We start from the raw sequence: 18,097 nt of genomic DNA, 5'->3' as shown, positions 1-18,097 counted from the left end.
TATGAGTTGTGGTTATATGCCAGGAGATGTGGTTCGACAATTCCGGGCAATATCGTATTTTAGCTTCTATGAAAATGTACATTCTTGTAAAAGATACTGTTCCGGACAAACTCGTGCCCGTAATTACGGCGCATGCTTCTCTGGCTTGTTATAAGAAATTTGAGAACAACGAACAGATGATCCAATGGATCAACGGCATTTTCCGGAAAGTAGTTTGTGTAGTTGATGAGCCTGCTTTTGAAAAGTTCAAAGAAGAACAAGACTATGTTTTATTGACAGAATCGGCCCTCGATAACCTGGAAGTCTGTCTGGCCTTCTGCCCGAGAGAAGAATACCCGAAGAAATTTCAATTCCTGAAAATGTGGAGCCCTCAGAATAAGAAAGAATCAATTTAAGAAAGCATGTTTACAGCAGATCAAATCAAAGAAGCGCACAGTAAAGTCAGATCGGGAGCAGATTTCCCTGCATATATCCGGGAGATCAAAGCAATGGGAGTAACTCATTACGAAAGTTATGTTTCCGACGGACATATTGATTATCACGGAGCAAACGGTCATACCGTCAAAGTTCCGGCAAAATATGATGCGTTAGTTGTTGCAGACCAACCGGATCAGGAACAGTTCAAAACAGATTTAAAAGCCCATCAGCAGGGAAAAACAGATTATCTGACTTTTTGCAGTGATTGTGCAAAATCCGGAATTGAAAAATGGATTGTTTCCATAAACCAAATGACCTGTACCTATTACGACAAAGCGGGGAATGAAATATTTATGGAAATGATACCTCAATAACAAACAGGTAGAGACGCGAAACTTGGCGTCCCTACCTGTTTACTTGTTTTTATACGACATCAATAATTAGATCCATTTCCAACCGTGATTTTGGTTTTACCGAAGGTTGGTTTGCATCTTCCGGGTTCCGGTAGCCGATTGCCACGGCAAAAAGCGGTTTGTATCCGTTCAATTTCAGGATTTCTGCGTATTTATCCGCCTGGATTCCTTCCATAGGTGAAGAATCGATGTCCATAGAAGCGCAGGCACCCAGGAAAAATCCCAATGAAAGGTAAACCTGGCTCTGCAGCCACGATTTTATTTCAGCTTCCGGCAAGGGTTTTAAAAATGTAGTGTAATAAGTAACCGATCCTTCGGGTAAATGCTGACTAATCTGCTTCTCGAATTGTGAAATATCGTCGATGGAACTGAAAACCACCAGGTGGCTGGCGTCTTTGATCTTTTGCTCGTTGAAATAAGATGCAGCAGCTAATTCGGCTTTTAATGCTTCGTCGGAAATAATGGTGAATTTCCAGGGCTGACTATTGATAGAAGAAGGACTCAGTCGCAGGATTTCTTTTAACTGTTCTATTTTTTCTGCTGAAACTTTTTGTGTCGGATCGTACTTTTTGGTAGTGTATCTGCTGTTTGCAAGTGTTATAAAGTTCATTTGTTTAAAGTTTTTATTTAACTATCAATTTTATAGTTGCAAACATAATTATAGTGATTTAACTTTGCAATAACGGTTAAAAAGGATAGTAACTCATGTATTGTATAGACAACAAGGAATATCCGTGCAGCACCAGCTTCACAATGAGATACATAGGCGGAAAATGGAAGGCGGTCATTTTAATGCATCTCGCAGAAAAAAAACGCTACAACGAGTTGCGGAAAGAACTTCCGATGATTACCGAGCGGACATTGAGCCTGCAGCTGAAAGAATTGGAGTCCGACGGATTGATCACACGCACAGTTCACACTTCCAAACCTCCATTGAGGGTGGAATATGAACTCACGGCATTCGGAAGAACTCTTATTCCATTGTTGGAAGCTATCGCGCAATGGGGAAAAGAAACAGCCAAAAGAAGTAAGAAAATCAGTACTTTGGAGGGAGTTTAAAATCCTATGATAAAGATTACCGACAGAACGAAACTTTGGCTTTTCGGAGAAGAAACCGATCGGCTCTTATTCCGAAAATTGGAAAAGAATGATTTTGATACGTGGCTGCGGTTTTGTGAAGATCGGGAGATTATGCGATTCTTTGCTTTTTCTGAGGCTGATTCCCCTTTGGAAATATGCCAAAAATGGTTCGAGAAGGTCTTTTGGAGGTATGAACACCAGATGGGAGGAATGAATGCACTCATCGACAAAAATTCAAACACATTTATCGGTCAGTGCGGTTTATTGGTACAGACTGTAGATAATCGGGAAGAACTTGAGATAGGGTATTCACTCACGCCCGAAGTGCGTGGATTCGGCTATGCGGTTGAAGCAGCAAAAAAATGCCGGGACTTTGCCTTTCAAAATGACTTTTCGGATTCATTGATCTCAATCATCCATCCGGATAATATAGCTTCACAGCAGGTAGCGCTCAAAAACGGGATGCAGCTTTGGAAGCAGACCGACTTCAATGGAATGCCCGTACATGTTTACCGGATTTTGAAAGAGGAATGGCTGCACAGCTGCGAATCCTGAACATTCACTAAAGAAAGAGCAGCAAAGTTTTTTTATTTTTTATCCCTATTTTGGCGTACCGGAAACGATTAAATGACACCTGAAGAAACATTCCTTTCCGATGAATTATGTTCAATCAAATCTGTAAATTGCATGCATCGTTTGGAAAAAAAATACCTGTATGAAAAAGATAATTTTGGATTTGGCTGTTACGCTGGATGGATTTATTGAAGGTCCGAACGGAGAAATTGACTGGTGCATCCTGGATGAGGATATGGACTTTGAAGGATTTCTATCCGGAATCGACACGATTTTTTACGGAAGAATGAGTTATGATACATGGGGAAATTACCGTCCTGATGCTGATGCGGGTGATGCCGAAAAAAAGCTTTGGGAAAATGTTCACTCCAAAAATAAAGTTGTTTTTACAAGCAGGCCTCCCGACGATGGCAATGCCCTTTTTATTTATTCGGACATTTCAGCTAAAGTTGCGGAAATAAAGCAGCAGAAGGGAAAAGATATCTGGCTTTATGGTGGAGCCGGATTGATAAAAACCTTCATTGAATTGGAATTAGTAGATATTTACCGGATTTCAGTTCATCCGACGGTCCTTGGGAAGGGAAAGCCTTTGTTTGAAGATCTTAAAGAACGCATGGAATTAAAATTAATAGGAAGCAATACTTTTAAATCAGGTGTAGTACAATTAATTTACACACCATTTAAGAATGCAGAATGAATTTCAAACTAATAGAAACAAACCGTATGCTGCTCAAAGGATTGACTCCTGCAGATATGACGGAGATTTTTGAGTCAAATCAAAAAACGGGAATCAAAGAAATCCTGGGGCATCGTTCTGAGGAGGATTACGAAAAAGAATACAACAAATATAAAAACGGGTATGCCAGTTATAACCGCAGTTTTATACTTTTCCTCCTGGAGGATAAGGCGAGTGGCAAAATCATCGGGCGCTGCGGACTGCACAACTGGAACAAGGACCACTGGCGTGCAGAAATCGGTTATTCGATGGAAGATGAAAGCTTTAAACAGCGTGGGCTCATGTCGGAAGCGGTGGAAGCCGTCATTGACTACGGATTTAAACAGATGGACCTGAACCGCATCGAAGCACTTGTTGCCGATTACAATACAGCCTCGCTGCGCTTATTGGAAAAGAACGGTTTCATCCGGGAAGGAGTCATGCGGAATCATTATTACATAAACGGAATTTTTGAAGATTCGATCGTGTTTTCGCTTTTGCGGGAGGAGTATAAAAAATAGGGGATGAAAAAGTTTTTAAAATTTGTTTTACCGGTACTTTACTTAGTGTCCGCATGTTCTGACGGAAGGAGCCAGTCTTCTTTCTTCGAAGGCAGGATGACATTTAAAAATGAGTTTGTAATAAAATCGAATAAAACAAACCTTCGAGATCTGGAGGAATTTTTTGGTTTAAAAACAGAATTCTTTTTTAAGGATGGTAATTTTTTGGAGAGGTATGATAGTGGCTATATGCTGGAACAACTTTATTTAAAGGAAGAAAACAGAACTTATTTCAGAAAGGATAAAAGTGATACTTTATACTGGCTTGATTCCGGTTTGCCCGGACAGAAAATCAGAAAGATTGAGATCAATCCAAAAAAAGAAAAAATATTGGGCATTGAATGTGATGAAATGATTACATACTACGATAACAAAACGGTTTCATATTATTTTAATTCAGACACCTTGAGAATAAATCCTGATTGGTATAAAAATTTCACATCAACCAATAAGCATTTAAATAGCCGAAAAATGAAAGCTATATATCTAAAATACAAAATTGAAAATGCGGATTTTATAGCAACAGTTGTAGCAACTTCCATTTCACATCAAAAAGTAAAGGATGACCTGTTTATAATTCCTGAACACAGATTCCTTGTTGAAGATAAATAAGGTTTAGAATTGAAAGATTATTCAAATGTATAGCATTCTTCCCTTTGACAAGCACTACCAACCCGCCATCTGCTCCATGATGGACCAAATCCAGGAAGAGTTCGAAATACCTTTTCGCAACCCGAATGGAAAGCAGATATCCGATATTGCAGACGATGAAAACCTTTTTTGGGTCGCAGTAGACGGGGAACGCGTTCTGGGGACGATCGGTTTGTCGCGGATAGATGACAAACATGCTTTTTTGAGGCATTTGTTCGTCGCGAAAGAAGCGCGAGGAAAACATGGAGTTGCTCAGACACTTTTGGATACCGCACTGAATAAGGCCCAGGATCTTGGTTACAAATTTCTTTACCTTGGAACAATGGAACAATTCAGGGCAGCCCGGCGTTTCTATGACAAGAATCACTTCGTACCTGTTCCCCGCGAAGCATTACCGGAGCAAATGCCGGTAAGTCCGATGGATACTATTTTCTATCGATTTATCGTAACAGAAAAATCTTAATTTGGAATCATTGTTGACCGATAAAAAAGATTCATTCTACTTCTTTTCCCTTGTTGCGTGGGATTTTGAATCCATTCTAACTAATAGTGAGGCTGATTTTTTGAAATAAGGATCTAATCTTTTTTTGATGGATTAATACGAGTTGCTAAAACGCACAATTACAGGACCTGTAGAACTACTGCAGAATCTTCCAATCATTACCCGTTCTTCTGATTTTTATGAAGAATTGACAACCAGCCAATCTGGTTATAAATCCCGAAAAGTGCTAATCCTGCAGTGTTTGCAGAACAACTACAGGATTGCATTTTGGATCCTGATCCCGCCTTTTCGTGGATTGATCCTGATAGGCTGGTTGGCCGAAAGCCGTAATTGTGCAAAGGCATTTTTGTCTTACTTTTTTTGCCTTGGAAAAAAGTAAGGGAGTAAAGAGGATTATTTGAGGTGTTGGAAATTTAACCGGGCAACAATTATTTGGAATTATCTAACTATTTTAAAGCATCAAAACAAAAAAGCATGGCAGAAAAGAAACCAAAGTTGGCAGAGATTAAAACCAAGCCTACCGCAGTCAGCGCAGAAGAATTTATCAATGCGATCGATAACGAACAAAAGCGCAAGGACAGTTTTGTATTGGTCGATATGATGAAAAAAGCAACGGGCGAAGAGCCTGTAATGTGGGGCGGGTCCATCATTGGTTTCGGCAATATGCGCTACGAAAGCCCAAAAACAGGAAGACAAGTCGATTGGTTCCTGGTCGGTTTTTCTCCACGAAAGGCAAATCTCACGCTTTACATCGGTGCGGGAAGTGAAGCCCATGCAGAAGCCCTGAAAGTACTTGGAAAACACAAGGTGAGTGGTGGCTGCCTGTATATCAATAAATTATCAGATGTAGACCTGAATGTCCTGCAGGGAATGATTAACTCCTATTTGAGCAGAAAGTAAGTGTTTTAAAATCAGAAAATTGTCATTTCATCACTTAAAGTGAATGATTATTGTATTGGTATTTACCTTCATATGCCTTAGATTTGAGTAAAAGTGATTGCGCATGTCGGGTAAACTTAGAATTGTACTTACGTTTTCATTGAGTATACTCATACTCCTGGTTGTTGGTGCATACGCTTTTCAAAATACCACGCAGTATAAAAGTTCCTCCGATTGGGTGAGCCATACTCAGAAGGTAATCAATGAAGCACAATCTATTTTGCTGAGTGTAGAAGATATCGAAACTGCGCAGCGTGGTTATATCATTACCGCCGATGAAAAATTCCTTATTCCCTATAAAGATGGTATAGATTCACTGCCAAAAGCACATATGCGGTTGAGTCAGCTTGTTCATGATAATCCTTCTCAGCGACAATTGTTAGCAGAAATTAATCAATTGATTACCCAAAAAACGCTTTTTGCGGAAAGAACAATTACAGTTCGTTCAAAAGTAGGTTTTAATGCAGCAAAGGATCTCGTCGAATCCGGAGAAGGGGAGAAATTAATGGTTGAAATCCGGAACCTGATGGAAAGCTTTATCAAAAATGAAGAAATTTACCTTGCAAAACGCTTCAGTGATTCCGACGATCAGTTTGCGCATGCCGTAACGATAATCCTGGTGAGTATTTCTTTGGCAATCCTTTTCGTGGTAATAACACTTTATTTCTTCTTAAAAGATCACAGCAGACGACTTCGATCAGAAAAAAAAGTAAAGGAAAGTGAAGCCCGCATCAAAAAGTTTTTGGAAAGTCTTCCTTTGGGTGTGTTTGTTGTAACAGCTGAAGGTGTTCCGTTCTTTACCAATAGCGAAGCTGTGCGGATTTTAGGTGAAGGAATTGTTTTCGGGGATAACTATTCGAGTATCAGGGAGATCTACCCAAGCTATATCAGTGGTACGAATGAGCCATATCCGGCTGATAAGCGACCGGTTGTGAGAGTTTTAAAAGGAGAAAGCAATATCTGTGTGGAAGATGTTGAAACAGAAAAAGACGGAGTTCGTATTCCTTTGCGTATCAATGCCACACACATTGCCGATGAAGATGGGAATATTGAATTTGCGATTGCTGTTTTCGAAGATATTACCAGTATCAAAGAAGCCGAAAATGAATTGCGAAAAGCCAAGAAACTCGCAGAAGAATCTTCCGAACTGAAAGAAATGTTCCTGGCAAATATGAGCCACGAAATCCGTACGCCTATGAATGCAGTGATCGGTTTCACAGATCTGCTGCTGAAACGGAACCTGAACGAGGAAGAAATGGGGTATGTGCGTATTATTAAGACTTCCGGAGAAAACTTATTACGTATCATCAATGATGTATTGGATATTTCCAAGATAGAATCCGGATTGATGACTTTCGAGATTCACCCGATTGCTGTCAATGCGCTATTTTCTTCCATCAAGGTTATGTTTACTCAAAAAGCAAGGGAAAAGAATCTGCAGCTTACTTTTACGGATGATCCGAATATTCCGGCTTCCATTATGGGCGATCCGACCCGTTTGACACAAATCATTATGAACCTGGTTGGAAATGCGATCAAATTTACACAGGAGGGTTCGATAACCGTTTCGGCGAAACTCGTTGGAAGGGAAGAAGACTATGTGCAGCTTGAGTTTTCTGTAAAAGATTCCGGAATTGGTATTCCACCGGAAAAGCTGGACACTATTTTTGAACGATTTACACAGGCAGAAAAACACACAACCCGTAAATTCGGGGGGACCGGATTGGGACTGAACATTGTGAAGCAGCTGGTTGAACTTCAGGGCGGAACAATTACTGTAAACAGTATTGAGGGAATGGGTTCTGAATTTAAAATCCTGTTGTCGTTTTCAACAACTGCTGAAGTTGTTTCCGTAAAACCTCAGAAATACGAGGAATGTGATATCGAAAGGTTGAAAGAACTGAAGATCCTGCTTGTAGAAGACAGTCCGATCAATGTGAAATTCATTGAAGCCTTGTTTGAGAATCACGGAATGGTAGCGGATCATGCAGAAAACGGGAAAGCAGCTCTTGAAAAAATGAAAGAAACGGATTACGATATCATCCTGATGGATATTGAAATGCCGGAAATGAACGGGTATGAAACGACTACTTACATTCGAAGCGTCCTGGAAAATCCTGTTCCGATTATCGCTATGACTGCGCATACCATGGCGGGAGAAAGTGAAAAATGCCTGCAAATGGGGATGAACGGCTATTTGTCCAAACCGATCCGTGAAGACTTGCTGTTCAGGACTCTGATCCATATCGGGTTGGAAGACCAAAAATCAGAACCAAGGCCGGAAAAACTCGTTGACCTGAGTACTCTGGAGAAAACCATGAGAGGAAACAAAAAAGTAATTTTGGAAACACTGGAGATCTTCCTCGAACATTTGCCGGAAAACCTGGAGGGAATTTCCGAGGGTGTAAACCGGAAAGATTTTGCAATAATCCGCAGAAATGCCCATACGATGAAATCATCCGTATCTATATTGGGAATTAGCAAGATGCAAACGCTGTTGGAGGAAATGGAAAGACTGGCTGCTTCAGAGTCAGAAATGGAGCGTATAATTGAACTGAAAAACACCTTAATTTTACTCAGCGACCACTCTGTAAGAGAAATAGAAGAACTAAAAGCACAATACAAAGGATCATGAGTTTTTGGAAAGATTTATTCAAGGCCAAGGAGCAGGAGAAAACAGGACTCGTATTTATAGTGGAAGATAATAAGCCGTATGCGGAAACATTGAAAGTTTTCCTGGGTGCGGAAGTTCCTGCAATTGAGGAAATGAAACTATTCCCGGTCGGAGAAACGTGCTTGTTGGAACTGAAAAAAAATCCCGATATCATCATTATCGACTACTTTTTGGATTCCAAATATTACGACGCGGAAACAGGGCTTGAAATCATCAAACAGATTCGTACGGAAAAACCCGAAGTGAATATTATCGTACTGAGTTCCCAGGAAGATATCGATGTGGTGCTGGAAATGGTGAAGAAATACAATTGCAGCTACGTGAAAAAGGATGCAGAAGCGTTTGAAAAGGTAGGTGAGATTGTAGCGGAGATTTATAAGTGAAAATGAAAACGGAAAGACTGGATTGTTGTTCAGATAGAAAATTCTTCTTCCTCTAAGAAAATACCCGTATAATTCCAAATCTGAAATAATGCTTATTTTCAGCGGTATAAACTATTCACAAACCGCTATGAAACTATCAGCAGTATGGCTCAACAGGTTAGAAGGGATCGGATTGGTACTGATCTTACTTTCGTTCTTCGTACAGATTTTTCAAAACGATTCAGAAGAATCCTTCCGGAATTCCCAGAATTATCACATCAATAAAAAACTCGATCACATTTGGGCATTGATCGAAAACAAATACGCCGAAGAACATCCTGAAAAGAAACTCAAACCGATAATCCGGTTAAAATCGATTGATCACGATTGGGAGCTTTATTCCAAACAGGCAAAGGAAATGGAAGTGTGGGAAAACAAAATCAATTTCTTCGCCGAAATAAGTACCTGGATTTTTGTGGTCGGAACAATACTGGCAATCCTGCCCAAATTCATTCCTGAAAGGAATGGGTGAGATGTATTCGAAATTTCTAACTTAGTACGAAACAAAATCGAACCGTGGACATACAAGCTTTCAAAGAAAACCTGGGAATCAGCGAGCTTCCTGCAGCATTGGAAAAATTGATTCTATTCCAGGAGGAACAATCGGATTTCGAATGTTATTCTCAGGGATTCGGGATTTTGATTGATGATAAATCCGGAATAAAAAGCTGGAGCGAAGAGGAAGCATTCCTGGCTCGCTTGTATCCTTTTGCTCAGGCAAACGGTTCGGGGTCTGTTTATGCGTTTTGGAACGACGGATCCGCTAAGGAACCAGAAGATTTACCCATAGTGGTTTTCGGGGATGAAGGCGGAGTTCATGTGGTTGCGAATAATGTATTGGTATTGATGCAGATGCTTTCATTCGATTCGGAGATTTCGGTAGATTTTGATGAAGCCTATTTTTACAAGGATGAAGACGATTACGAAGAAAGCGAAGATCATCAAACGTATAAAAACTGGCTGAAGAAAGAGTTCAATTTAGATCCCGTAGAAGATCCGGATACTTTGATTCAAAAAGCTCAGGAGAATTACCAGGAATATTTTGAACAGTGGTTTAAACAGTACTGCGCAGATTAGCAATGATCATTCACCTCGAATTAAGTCCGCATGATCTGAATGATATCAGTTACTTCTCCCTTGGGAATTTCACCTTTGAGAAAGACGGAGTTTGTTTTACAAGCAAAAACCGGAAGCCGGATCAAAGCTGCATGCTCCTGTGTTCTTTGCCGGATCTTTTTGACCGCCTGATGCGCTTGAAAAGAGGGGAAATCCGTAAGTGTGTATTTTCCCCGGATGATTGTTCATACACACTGTTGTTCGAAAAACAAAAAGACAAGTTGTTGATCAGCGAGTTCTCCCGTGAAAAGCTGATTTGCGGAATAGATGAGTTTGCACAGGCTTTACACCTGGAAGTGGAAGAATTGTTTATCCGCTATGATTTTGAGATTGAGTACATGGATATTGCAAGACAGGATTTCATACCATGCTGGAATGAGTTTAAATCCCTGTTCCCGATTTAATCGATGGCTTCGTATATAAAATAGCTTTGTTTATAGTCCTGGTAGGTTTCCCCTATATTGCTTTCGGTTCTAATAACAACCAGGTATTTATCAGAAATGGAGAAAAAGGCGGCGTGAGGATCTCCCCAGGGTGAATAATCGTCTTCGACAGGTGGAGCATTGAAAATATCCGAACCTTTTGGAACGGCGGAATTACCTGGTACAATGGATTTTCCATAATATGGATCATTCACAAATCCGTGATGTAGTTTGAATGTTTTCCTGAGAAAAGGATTGTCATCCCGGTTTATTTGCTTTCTGAATGTACTGAAGGGAGCTGTGCCCGGATTGGTCAGTACTTCTGTGTGGAACTGTTCATACCAGGGTTTTAGATCTTCTTTCAGGGAAGGAAACAATAAGAAATCGATACTGTCTTTGAGTTTCAACAGCCGCATGCGTTGTTCCCGCAGTGGTTTTATCGAAGCTTCTGTCAGCTGCCAATCCCTGTTTTTGACTGCCTTTATTTTTGCTAATTCCAGGTTTAAACTGTCAGTTGTCAATGCATAGGAATTACGTTCCTGAATAGCTTTTTGTAATTCGTCTCCCGCAAAACGTTTCATATACCAGCAGGATATTTGTACCGAATCATTTTCTAATAGATCACGCTGGAAGATGTTCCCGTAAGTAACGCATATTGTTTTAGGATCGTTTTCTACAACAAGATCTGATTGGGTTTGGATATCCATTTTCAGGTTCGTGGAGTTTCCTTTGAGCTGGCTTGTTTGGAATAAAAGGACTTTCTCCCGGAGTGAAGTGTTCGAGTTGCAATTTAATAGCTTCAGTTTTTGAAGGAATCTGTTGAATTCATGCTCCAATTCATGTTTGCGGTTTTCTTCGGCAAGTTGAATGAGTTCAGAAGTCATCAGATTGTGGTAAACAAAATGGTTTCTGGTGTCGTAATAGGGAAAAGGTCCAGGTAAGGCAGGGCATTCCTGGGAAAAAAGATTTATGAAGGTAAAGCTGCAAATAACAGTGTGAAAGAATTGTTTCAGGTTCATAATTATTCAGTAAAATTTATCTCCGGGACAGATATCACAGTGTTTTTGAAAAGCTTGTCAATGTGTTCTTTAAGTTTCTTAGACTGTTCTTCCAATTCGTTTTCAGGAATAAAGCCATTCCAAAAAGCTTCCCGGAGTATGGCTGCTTTGGCTTCATACGATATGGATTGATTCGGAGAGTTTTTAATCGCCAAATCCACCTGAGACAGAGCGTTTTTGTAGTCCTTTAAGAAGAGGAAGTGGTCTGCACATGCAAGGAAGATTTGGTGATTTTTGCTTCCCCGTTTTTTGGCCTCACGGAATAATTCAAGAATATGCTTACCAGGATCTTTTAACTGCCAGTTTTCCACTTTTTGCTTATTATAAAGTGTTTGGGCATGCAGTACCAAAAACTCCGGATTGTCCGGATATTTCTTCCGTAGACCGGATGACCAGACAGTGTCCTTGTAACGTACATAATCGGAAGCATACAGGAAATTCCGTACTGCTTCATTCGGATTGCCTTTTTGCTCCAGGATTGTTCCCAGCAGGAAATAATACCTGTTGTATTTATACAATTCCACCGGTTCACCCTGAGCATTTTTACCAATGTGATTGGTTAAGTTTGAAAGTGTTTTCTCCGCCAGATCGTATTGCTGCCAGCGCAGGTAGTATTCACATAACTGGAATTGATAATCAAATCCGCTTTTTGCCAACACCTGGTTTTCGTAGTTCGATTCAAATCCCCGTTCTTTACTTTGCAGCTTGTATTCATCGAAATAGGTCCGGCTTAGGTAATTGTAGAATGCAGTAAGTTTCGGATTGTAAGCTGTATGGCTGTTCAACAGGTCAATCTTGTAAAAAGTCAGATGGTCTTCATCAGAAGGCCGGAACTTAAATCCGTAATTGGCAATCAATGTGTCGTAATAAAGCAATGCTGTGTCTGCGTTTCGCAGTTTATAGTAACCATTAAAGAGGCAGGTGTATAAATATTCTGTTGGTTGAATAACTGCTGCTTTGCGGTAATAAGAAAGCGACAACGGAAGGTTGGAATAATTGTAACAAGCTCCGTAGAGCATGTGGAAAGTGAAAGTGTCGAGAGGAATGCTGTTCGTTCCTGCCTCAAATTTGCGTAACAGGTAGTCAATGTCGAATTTTGTCATGCTCCGGTCTTCCTGGTAGAACAGTTGTACGCGTTCTAAACGTGCTGCATCATTTTCCGGATTCCTGCTCAACGAATCATTCAGCATTTCAAGTTTTTCAAAGAAAAAAACTTCCGGGCCAGGCTGTGACCAGCTCAGGAATTGAATAATAAGCAAACAAAAAACAGTAAAACAGGCTTTCATGTATTGGAATACATCAAAACCTGTTTTTCGTTCAAAAAAAGAGGTTGTTTTAGATCCTGTCGAGTAAGAAAACTTCCGGTGCGGCTTGTAATTTTACGGATGCTAATTCACGGAATGCCCGGATGTAGGGCTGCTGGTTGTGTTTTTCCAACGCCTCTTTGCTTTCCCAGATTTCCCAAAATACAAAGCGGGTTTTATCATCGATTCCCTGGTGCAGATCGTAACGGATACAGGTTTCTTCCTTCCGGCTTTCGGCCACCATGTTTTCCAGTACGGCTTTTACTTCTTCTGTAAATTCAGGTTTGCTGTTAAGCGTTGCTGTGAGATAAATCTTCATGGTTCTGTGTATTGACTGTTTGGAACTTGTTTTCTAAATGGGTTAAATACTGGATGCGGTAATTCTCAATACGCTCGGGAGTGGCATTTTTCTCCAGGTCGTGAAAATGGAATCCTTCGATCCGTTTCATACCTGTGAATTGGTTCATCTTGTGAAAGCCAAATAATACGCCGTCATCTACTGACCGCTGATCGAAGAATTCACCTTCCAGCGTAAAAGCTGTATCGGGCGCATTCCAGGTGCTGGTAACCATGTATTGTTTGCCATGCATCAATCCGCCTGTCCCGTAATTGATTTCCGGGTTACTGCGGCTTCTGCCGTCATTGGCATAAATTCCGTTCTGATGTCCGGCCGTGAATACTTCGTCGATGTATTTCTTGAACAAGTTTGGAACCTGGAACCACCAAATCGGAGTGTGATAGATGACAACATCTGCCCATTTGAAATTTTCGGCTTCGTTAAAAGCATCAAAGGGGTTGTTGATATCGGTTATTCTTACCTCGAAGTTGTTTTGTTGTAAATAAGCGGAAGTCCAGTTTGTTAATGTCTCATTGAAAGCTCCTCCTGAATGTGCAAAATGCTGTCCGCCGTTAATGATAAAAATCTTTCTCATCGTTCATTGAATTATGATACAAATTTCGACACTTCAATTGTATTATGAAAATAACTTAAATTGTATATTTGTATCATAATTGTGATAGTATGCAAATCAATCTGGAATGGTTCAGAACTTTCAAAGCGATTTATGAAACAGGAACACTTTCCGGTGCGGCAAAAGAACTGTTTGTTTCTCAACCCGGGGTGAGCCTTCATTTAAACTCCCTGGAAGCGTTTACAGGATATAAACTGTTTGATCGTTCTGCGCGGAGAATGGTTCCGACTGAGAAAGGGAAGATTCTCTATAACTTTATTTTGGATCCTATTAAAAAACTGGAAACGGCCGAACAGCACTTTCACAGGCGATCACAATCGGAAAGAGTTACCATAAGCGTCGGGATGTGTTTCGAAACTTTTCAATATACGCTGGAAGAACACATTCCTTCTTTGCCGTTTAACCTGATCATCAAATTTGGAGAGTATCCGCAAATGCAGCAGGATCTCGATAATGGTTTACTGGACCTGATCGTCACTCCTCAAAAAGGAACACAGAAAAACCTGGTTTACGAGCCATTCTCCAGGGAGCGCATTGTACTGATTGCCGGAAACAATACAAATACGGAAGAATTGGCAGGTTTTCTCAAAAACGGAAACATTCACCAGGCACGTGATTTCCTGAAGCAGGAATTATGGTACAGCACGGCAGCAGATATGGAACATCTGAAGAACTTTTGGTGGAAGAATTTCGGGGAACACCCGGATTTTCGCCCGAATTATATCGTTCCGAACATCAGCTCCATTATTCGCTGTCTGAGTGACGGAAACGGATTCTCGGTAGTGCCGGATTTTCTGTGCCGGGAAGCCATTGATGAGGGGAAACTCAAACTGATGTGGGAAGGAGTTGAACCCTGGGAAAACACACTTTATTTCGGATCGCGGAAGAATACGATGTACCAGTTGGAACTGGACCGGTTGAAAGAGTTGTTCAGGGAAAAGTGGGAGCGTTAATTGGCTTAAAGCATGAATAATGAGGATCAATTTTGAAGATATCAGTTATCTAAAGGCTGGGAACGACAAACAGCGCAGGACATACGAAACATTGAAGAAATACCGGGTACTGGAGTTACTTGAAAAGTTCGATCCGATTCTTACGGGAACCATTCCGATCAACATTGATATTGAAACAAGTGATTTGGATATTAGCTGCTGTTATTCGGATAAAGATGAATTTGTCGATGCAGTGATGCATTTATTTTCACATGAAAAACAATTCGTTTTGCGGGAAAATTCTGAATTTAATTCCGTAGTATGTAACTTTTGGCTGGATGATTTCGAATTGGAATTATTCGGACAAAGTATTCCAACGAAACAGCAGCATGCATACCGGCATATGTTGATAGAACATCAGCTGCTAGAGGAGCGGGGAGAAGCGTTCCGGCAGGAGATCATAGCCTTGAAAAAACAGGGTTACAAGACAGAACCTGCATTCGGAATTGCCATGGGTTTGGAAGGGAATCCGTATGAAGAATTGTTGAAATTTGAATAAAATGAAATCTATGCTGAAAGAAACTTTCACGAATTTGGCAAAAGGCTATTCGGACGATTTGGAGCAGGTTGACCGCTTATGGGAGGAATTGGTTTCTTTTTATGCGGATGAGCACAGGTATTACCATTCCCTGTCACACCTTGAAAACGTATTTTTACGATTAAAAGAGGTCCGGGAACTAATTTCTGATTGGGATGTGGTTTTGTTTTCCCTGTTTTACCATGACGTTATTTATGATGTTGAAAAACCCGATAACGAAGAGCAAAGTGCTGACCTTGCAGAAAAGCGTTTACTGCAGCTGCAGGTTCCCGTAGCGCGGATCCAAAAATGCAGGGAGCAGATCCTGGCAACCAAAAACCATGATTTTCATTCGGACCGGGACACCAATTATTTTACAGATGCAGATCTTTCCATTTTGGGACAGGATTGGGAAACTTATTTGGCGTATGCCGAGAACGTGCGAAAGGAATATGCTGTATTTCCGGATGCGGTATACAATCCCGGAAGAACAAGGGTATTGAAACATTTTTTACAAATGGACCGCATTTTCAAAACGGATTATTTCTACGATAGATTGGAGAAACAGGCAAAAGAAAATATGCAAAGGGAACTGGAGTTATACAGGTTGCCAGGCTGAATGAACCGGTTGAAGCTTTTTTCAGGGAAGATGGGATGCTTCTTATATTTAGCATGATAAAAAATAACAGATGAAAGTTACATTCAAATTGGTGGACCATGGAAGTGAAGAGTGGAAATCAGCTGTTCAGCTCCGGGAAGCGATTTTGCGAAAGCCTTTGGGAAGTCGTTTTACAGACGAAGAGTTGAAAGAAGAAAAAAGTCACATTCAAATTATTGGATTGCTGGATACTGAAATCGTAGCGACCAGTGTTTTGGTACCGGAAAATCAATCCATGAAAATGCAGCGCGTCGTGGTAAAAGATGAATTGCGTAATTCCGGAATTGGCTCAGAGATGATGCTGTTTTGCGAAAAGATTTCCCGGGAAAACGGAAAGTACTCCATTTTTTGTCATGCCAGGGATACAGCCGTGAACTTTTACCTGAACAACAATTACCGGATTGAAGGAGAATATTTTCCGGAGGACGGAATTCCGCATGTTAAAATGGTCAAACAAATTTAATCCCGGTTGATTCTTTTAGAACCGAAATTTAATAAAATAAGAACGCTGTAAAACAAAGGTCCTACAGCGTTCTTAAAGTTTGTTTACAAATTATCGGATATCACATTCTCTGGTATAATCCCCGAATACATCTGTTCCTGTTTCCTCCAGGTCGTTACATTTTTTCTCTGCGCGAAGACGTGAATCCTTGAATGTATAATTTCCATCTGATGATGAATTTCTATTTCCGTCACTATCTGTTCGAACCTTAGCACATTCACAGGTGTAGTCTTTTTTGCAGGATGCCAGTGTAAAACCCGACAATACTACGAATGTTAAAATAACTGTTCTCATAATCGTCTTTTTAAGGTGTTTTCCTGAAGAGTTCCACAAAAAACGCTTCGGCTTAAATATGAGTGAATTAGGTCATAAATCTCTTACATAATTAAAGCGATAATTTACATAATTCACACATTTTAAGGATTTTAGATGTCGCACTCGCGGGTGTAACTTCCAAAGATATCTGTTCCTGAACCTTCCAGGTCATTGCAACGGTCCTCCGCACGTACGCGTGAATCTTTGAAAGTGTAAGTTCCGTCTGAAGACGTAACTGTATTACCATCGTCGTCCGTATGGATCTTTCTACACTCACAGGAATAATCTTTCTTACAGGATGCAAGTGCCAAACCTGACAATGCGATAACTGCTACAACTACTTTTTTCATAATCATTTTTTTAAGGTGTTCTTAGAATAGGGCTCCTACGGGAACCACATACAACAAAGATGACTGATCCTGCTTCCGGTTCTGTTACAAGATTCTTCTGAAAACTTACATGAATTCCAGATTTTTAGAATTATTTCTGAATTGGTTATCCCATCATAAAAGATAATTTTCTCTATGTGGGAAATATGTAAGCCTTTCTGGGAAATACATAACACCTTTCAACTCCTTCTTTTCCAATTTTACACAAGAGCAACAAAAAAGCTAACAAGAAGGGAAGCATCTTGAAAACAATAAAGATGTGAACTGGAATCCAATATAAGTTGTGGTTGTGATCCGGCTTTATTCAAATAGAACGGATTAGTGCGGTAGGTTGGGAAAGGTGTATCGGTGAAATAACGGATACACCTTTCTGGTTAAAGGAACTCCGAAAAGAATCTGTATCTTTCGGTATCGAACCAAAAGAATAACGGGTAAACTATGGCCTCAGTAATAGCAACTATCAGACAGGAACTTTACCGCATTCAAATTGAATCGCCTTCCGGAAATGTAGTAATATCAGACGAGCCTTTGGAGATGGGAGGGAGAGATCTCGGGTTTTCGCCTACTGAACTTTTAGCTTCTTCGCTGGCGGCTTGTACCAGTGCAACACTGCGCATGTATGCGGACCGGAAAGGCTGGGATTTAAAGGAAGTAAAATTGGAAATAGACCTGGATTGGGACGATAAAGCGAATAAAACGGTTATCAACCGGAAAATACAGCTTTTGGGCAACCTGGATGAAACACAGCGTGAAAGATTGTTCAAAGTGCTAATGCCTGTCCGGTGCATAAGATGCTCACAAATCCCATTGAGATCCATACGGAAATCATTTAATTCATTTTTTTAAAGAAATAGTTGTAAAATAGGCATTTAATTTTTTACTTTGTTTTTCAAAGTACTTTATTAAT

General features: G+C 40.4%; 26 protein-coding genes. 19 read left to right on the top strand and 7 right to left on the bottom strand.

What is annotated here, in order from left to right; translation table 11 throughout:
* Positions 1–68 precede the first annotated feature (68 nt).
* On the top strand, positions 69–395 hold the full coding sequence (locus QZT69_RS13350) for a hypothetical protein (RefSeq protein ID WP_294675016.1): 327 nt from the start codon (positions 69–71) through the stop codon (positions 393–395).
* A gap of 6 nt (positions 396–401) precedes the next feature.
* A complete protein-coding gene (locus tag QZT69_RS13345) occupies positions 402–791 on the top strand; it encodes a DUF1398 domain-containing protein (RefSeq protein ID WP_294675013.1) in 390 nt (129 codons plus the stop codon).
* A 49-nt stretch (positions 792–840) separates the two neighbouring features.
* On the opposite strand, the gene QZT69_RS13340 is transcribed toward QZT69_RS13345, so the two are convergent.
* Positions 841–1,440: a nitroreductase family protein gene (locus QZT69_RS13340; protein WP_294675010.1), complete on the bottom strand. Its 600-nt coding sequence runs from the start codon at positions 1,438–1,440 to the stop codon at positions 841–843.
* 95 nt (positions 1,441–1,535) lie between these two features.
* Here QZT69_RS13340 and QZT69_RS13335 point away from each other — a divergent pair, with 95 nt between their 5' ends.
* From QZT69_RS13335 to QZT69_RS13280, 12 genes are all read left to right on the top strand, one after another.
* Positions 1,536–1,889: a helix-turn-helix domain-containing protein gene (locus QZT69_RS13335; RefSeq protein ID WP_294675007.1), complete on the top strand. Its 354-nt coding sequence runs from the start codon at positions 1,536–1,538 to the stop codon at positions 1,887–1,889.
* A 6-nt stretch (positions 1,890–1,895) separates the two neighbouring features.
* Entirely contained in the window at positions 1,896–2,465 is a 570-nt protein-coding gene (locus QZT69_RS13330) for a GNAT family N-acetyltransferase (RefSeq protein ID WP_294675003.1), read from the top strand.
* A 160-nt stretch (positions 2,466–2,625) separates the two neighbouring features.
* On the top strand, positions 2,626–3,180 hold the full coding sequence (locus QZT69_RS13325; protein ID WP_294675000.1) for a dihydrofolate reductase family protein: 555 nt from the start codon (positions 2,626–2,628) through the stop codon (positions 3,178–3,180).
* Positions 3,177–3,719 (top strand): GNAT family protein, encoded by a 543-nt coding sequence (locus tag QZT69_RS13320; RefSeq protein ID WP_294674997.1) that lies wholly within the window; start codon positions 3,177–3,179, stop codon positions 3,717–3,719. Before QZT69_RS13325 ends, QZT69_RS13320 begins: the two co-directional genes overlap by 4 nt.
* A 3-nt stretch (positions 3,720–3,722) precedes the next feature.
* Positions 3,723–4,370 (top strand): hypothetical protein, encoded by a 648-nt coding sequence (locus QZT69_RS13315; RefSeq protein WP_294674994.1) that lies wholly within the window; start codon positions 3,723–3,725, stop codon positions 4,368–4,370.
* A 25-nt stretch (positions 4,371–4,395) separates the two neighbouring features.
* A complete protein-coding gene (locus QZT69_RS13310; protein WP_294674991.1) occupies positions 4,396–4,872 on the top strand; it encodes a GNAT family N-acetyltransferase in 477 nt (158 codons plus the stop codon).
* 513 nt (positions 4,873–5,385) lie between these two features.
* On the top strand, positions 5,386–5,811 hold the full coding sequence (locus QZT69_RS13305) for a DUF1801 domain-containing protein (RefSeq protein ID WP_294674988.1): 426 nt from the start codon (positions 5,386–5,388) through the stop codon (positions 5,809–5,811).
* A gap of 103 nt (positions 5,812–5,914) precedes the next feature.
* Positions 5,915–8,485 (top strand): CHASE3 domain-containing protein, encoded by a 2,571-nt coding sequence (locus QZT69_RS13300; RefSeq protein ID WP_294674985.1) that lies wholly within the window; start codon positions 5,915–5,917, stop codon positions 8,483–8,485.
* Positions 8,482–8,907: a response regulator gene (locus tag QZT69_RS13295; RefSeq protein WP_294674982.1), complete on the top strand. Its 426-nt coding sequence runs from the start codon at positions 8,482–8,484 to the stop codon at positions 8,905–8,907. The genes QZT69_RS13300 and QZT69_RS13295 overlap by 4 nt, the downstream gene beginning before the upstream one ends.
* A 127-nt stretch (positions 8,908–9,034) precedes the next feature.
* Positions 9,035–9,418 (top strand): hypothetical protein, encoded by a 384-nt coding sequence (locus tag QZT69_RS13290; protein WP_294674979.1) that lies wholly within the window; start codon positions 9,035–9,037, stop codon positions 9,416–9,418.
* Between the two features lie 44 nt (positions 9,419–9,462).
* A complete protein-coding gene (locus tag QZT69_RS13285; protein ID WP_294674976.1) occupies positions 9,463–10,023 on the top strand; it encodes a hypothetical protein in 561 nt (186 codons plus the stop codon).
* Positions 10,024–10,025: 2 nt separating this feature from the next.
* Entirely contained in the window at positions 10,026–10,466 is a 441-nt protein-coding gene (locus tag QZT69_RS13280; protein WP_294674974.1) for a hypothetical protein, read from the top strand.
* On the opposite strand, the gene QZT69_RS13275 is transcribed toward QZT69_RS13280, so the two are convergent.
* From QZT69_RS13275 to QZT69_RS13260, 4 genes are read right to left on the bottom strand one after another with little or no spacing between them, the layout of a single operon-like run.
* Complete coding sequence (locus tag QZT69_RS13275; RefSeq protein ID WP_294674971.1) at positions 10,463–11,503, bottom strand: hypothetical protein; 1,041 nt, start codon at positions 11,501–11,503, stop codon at positions 10,463–10,465. The genes QZT69_RS13280 and QZT69_RS13275 overlap by 4 nt on opposite strands.
* A 2-nt stretch (positions 11,504–11,505) precedes the next feature.
* Entirely contained in the window at positions 11,506–12,828 is a 1,323-nt protein-coding gene (locus tag QZT69_RS13270; protein WP_294674968.1) for a hypothetical protein, read from the bottom strand.
* Between the two features lie 49 nt (positions 12,829–12,877).
* Entirely contained in the window at positions 12,878–13,165 is a 288-nt protein-coding gene (locus QZT69_RS13265) for a putative quinol monooxygenase (RefSeq protein ID WP_294674965.1), read from the bottom strand.
* Complete coding sequence (locus QZT69_RS13260) at positions 13,137–13,778, bottom strand: NAD(P)H-dependent oxidoreductase (protein ID WP_294674963.1); 642 nt, start codon at positions 13,776–13,778, stop codon at positions 13,137–13,139. Before QZT69_RS13260 ends, QZT69_RS13265 begins: the two co-directional genes overlap by 29 nt.
* Before the next feature lie 89 nt (positions 13,779–13,867).
* On the opposite strand from QZT69_RS13260, the gene QZT69_RS13255 reads away from it, so the two are divergent.
* The 4 genes from QZT69_RS13255 to QZT69_RS13240 all read left to right on the top strand — a co-directional run bounded on the left by QZT69_RS13255 (position 13,868) and on the right by QZT69_RS13240 (position 16,447).
* Positions 13,868–14,770 (top strand): LysR family transcriptional regulator, encoded by a 903-nt coding sequence (locus tag QZT69_RS13255; protein WP_294674961.1) that lies wholly within the window; start codon positions 13,868–13,870, stop codon positions 14,768–14,770.
* Between the two features lie 19 nt (positions 14,771–14,789).
* On the top strand, positions 14,790–15,308 hold the full coding sequence (locus QZT69_RS13250) for a DUF4269 domain-containing protein (protein WP_294674958.1): 519 nt from the start codon (positions 14,790–14,792) through the stop codon (positions 15,306–15,308).
* Between the two features lie 10 nt (positions 15,309–15,318).
* Complete coding sequence (locus QZT69_RS13245) at positions 15,319–15,945, top strand: hypothetical protein (protein ID WP_294674955.1); 627 nt, start codon at positions 15,319–15,321, stop codon at positions 15,943–15,945.
* 70 nt (positions 15,946–16,015) lie between these two features.
* On the top strand, positions 16,016–16,447 hold the full coding sequence (locus tag QZT69_RS13240) for a GNAT family N-acetyltransferase (protein WP_294674952.1): 432 nt from the start codon (positions 16,016–16,018) through the stop codon (positions 16,445–16,447).
* A 90-nt stretch (positions 16,448–16,537) separates the two neighbouring features.
* Here QZT69_RS13240 and QZT69_RS13235 read toward each other — a convergent pair whose 3' ends face one another.
* Positions 16,538–16,780, bottom strand: coding sequence for a hypothetical protein (locus QZT69_RS13235; protein WP_294674949.1), 243 nt, complete (start codon positions 16,778–16,780; stop codon positions 16,538–16,540).
* A 131-nt stretch (positions 16,781–16,911) separates the two neighbouring features.
* Complete coding sequence (locus QZT69_RS13230) at positions 16,912–17,151, bottom strand: hypothetical protein (protein ID WP_294674946.1); 240 nt, start codon at positions 17,149–17,151, stop codon at positions 16,912–16,914.
* 477 nt (positions 17,152–17,628) lie between these two features.
* On the opposite strand from QZT69_RS13230, the gene QZT69_RS13225 reads away from it, so the two are divergent.
* Positions 17,629–18,036, top strand: a complete 408-nt coding sequence (locus QZT69_RS13225; protein ID WP_294674943.1) for an OsmC family protein — start codon at positions 17,629–17,631, stop codon at positions 18,034–18,036.
* Positions 18,037–18,097 lie beyond the last annotated feature (61 nt).

It is taken from the genome of uncultured Fluviicola sp., from assembly GCF_902168135.1.
Lineage (GTDB): Bacteria > Bacteroidota > Bacteroidia > Flavobacteriales_D > Crocinitomicaceae > Fluviicola.
This window is presented reverse-complemented; position numbering and strand designations above follow the sequence as displayed.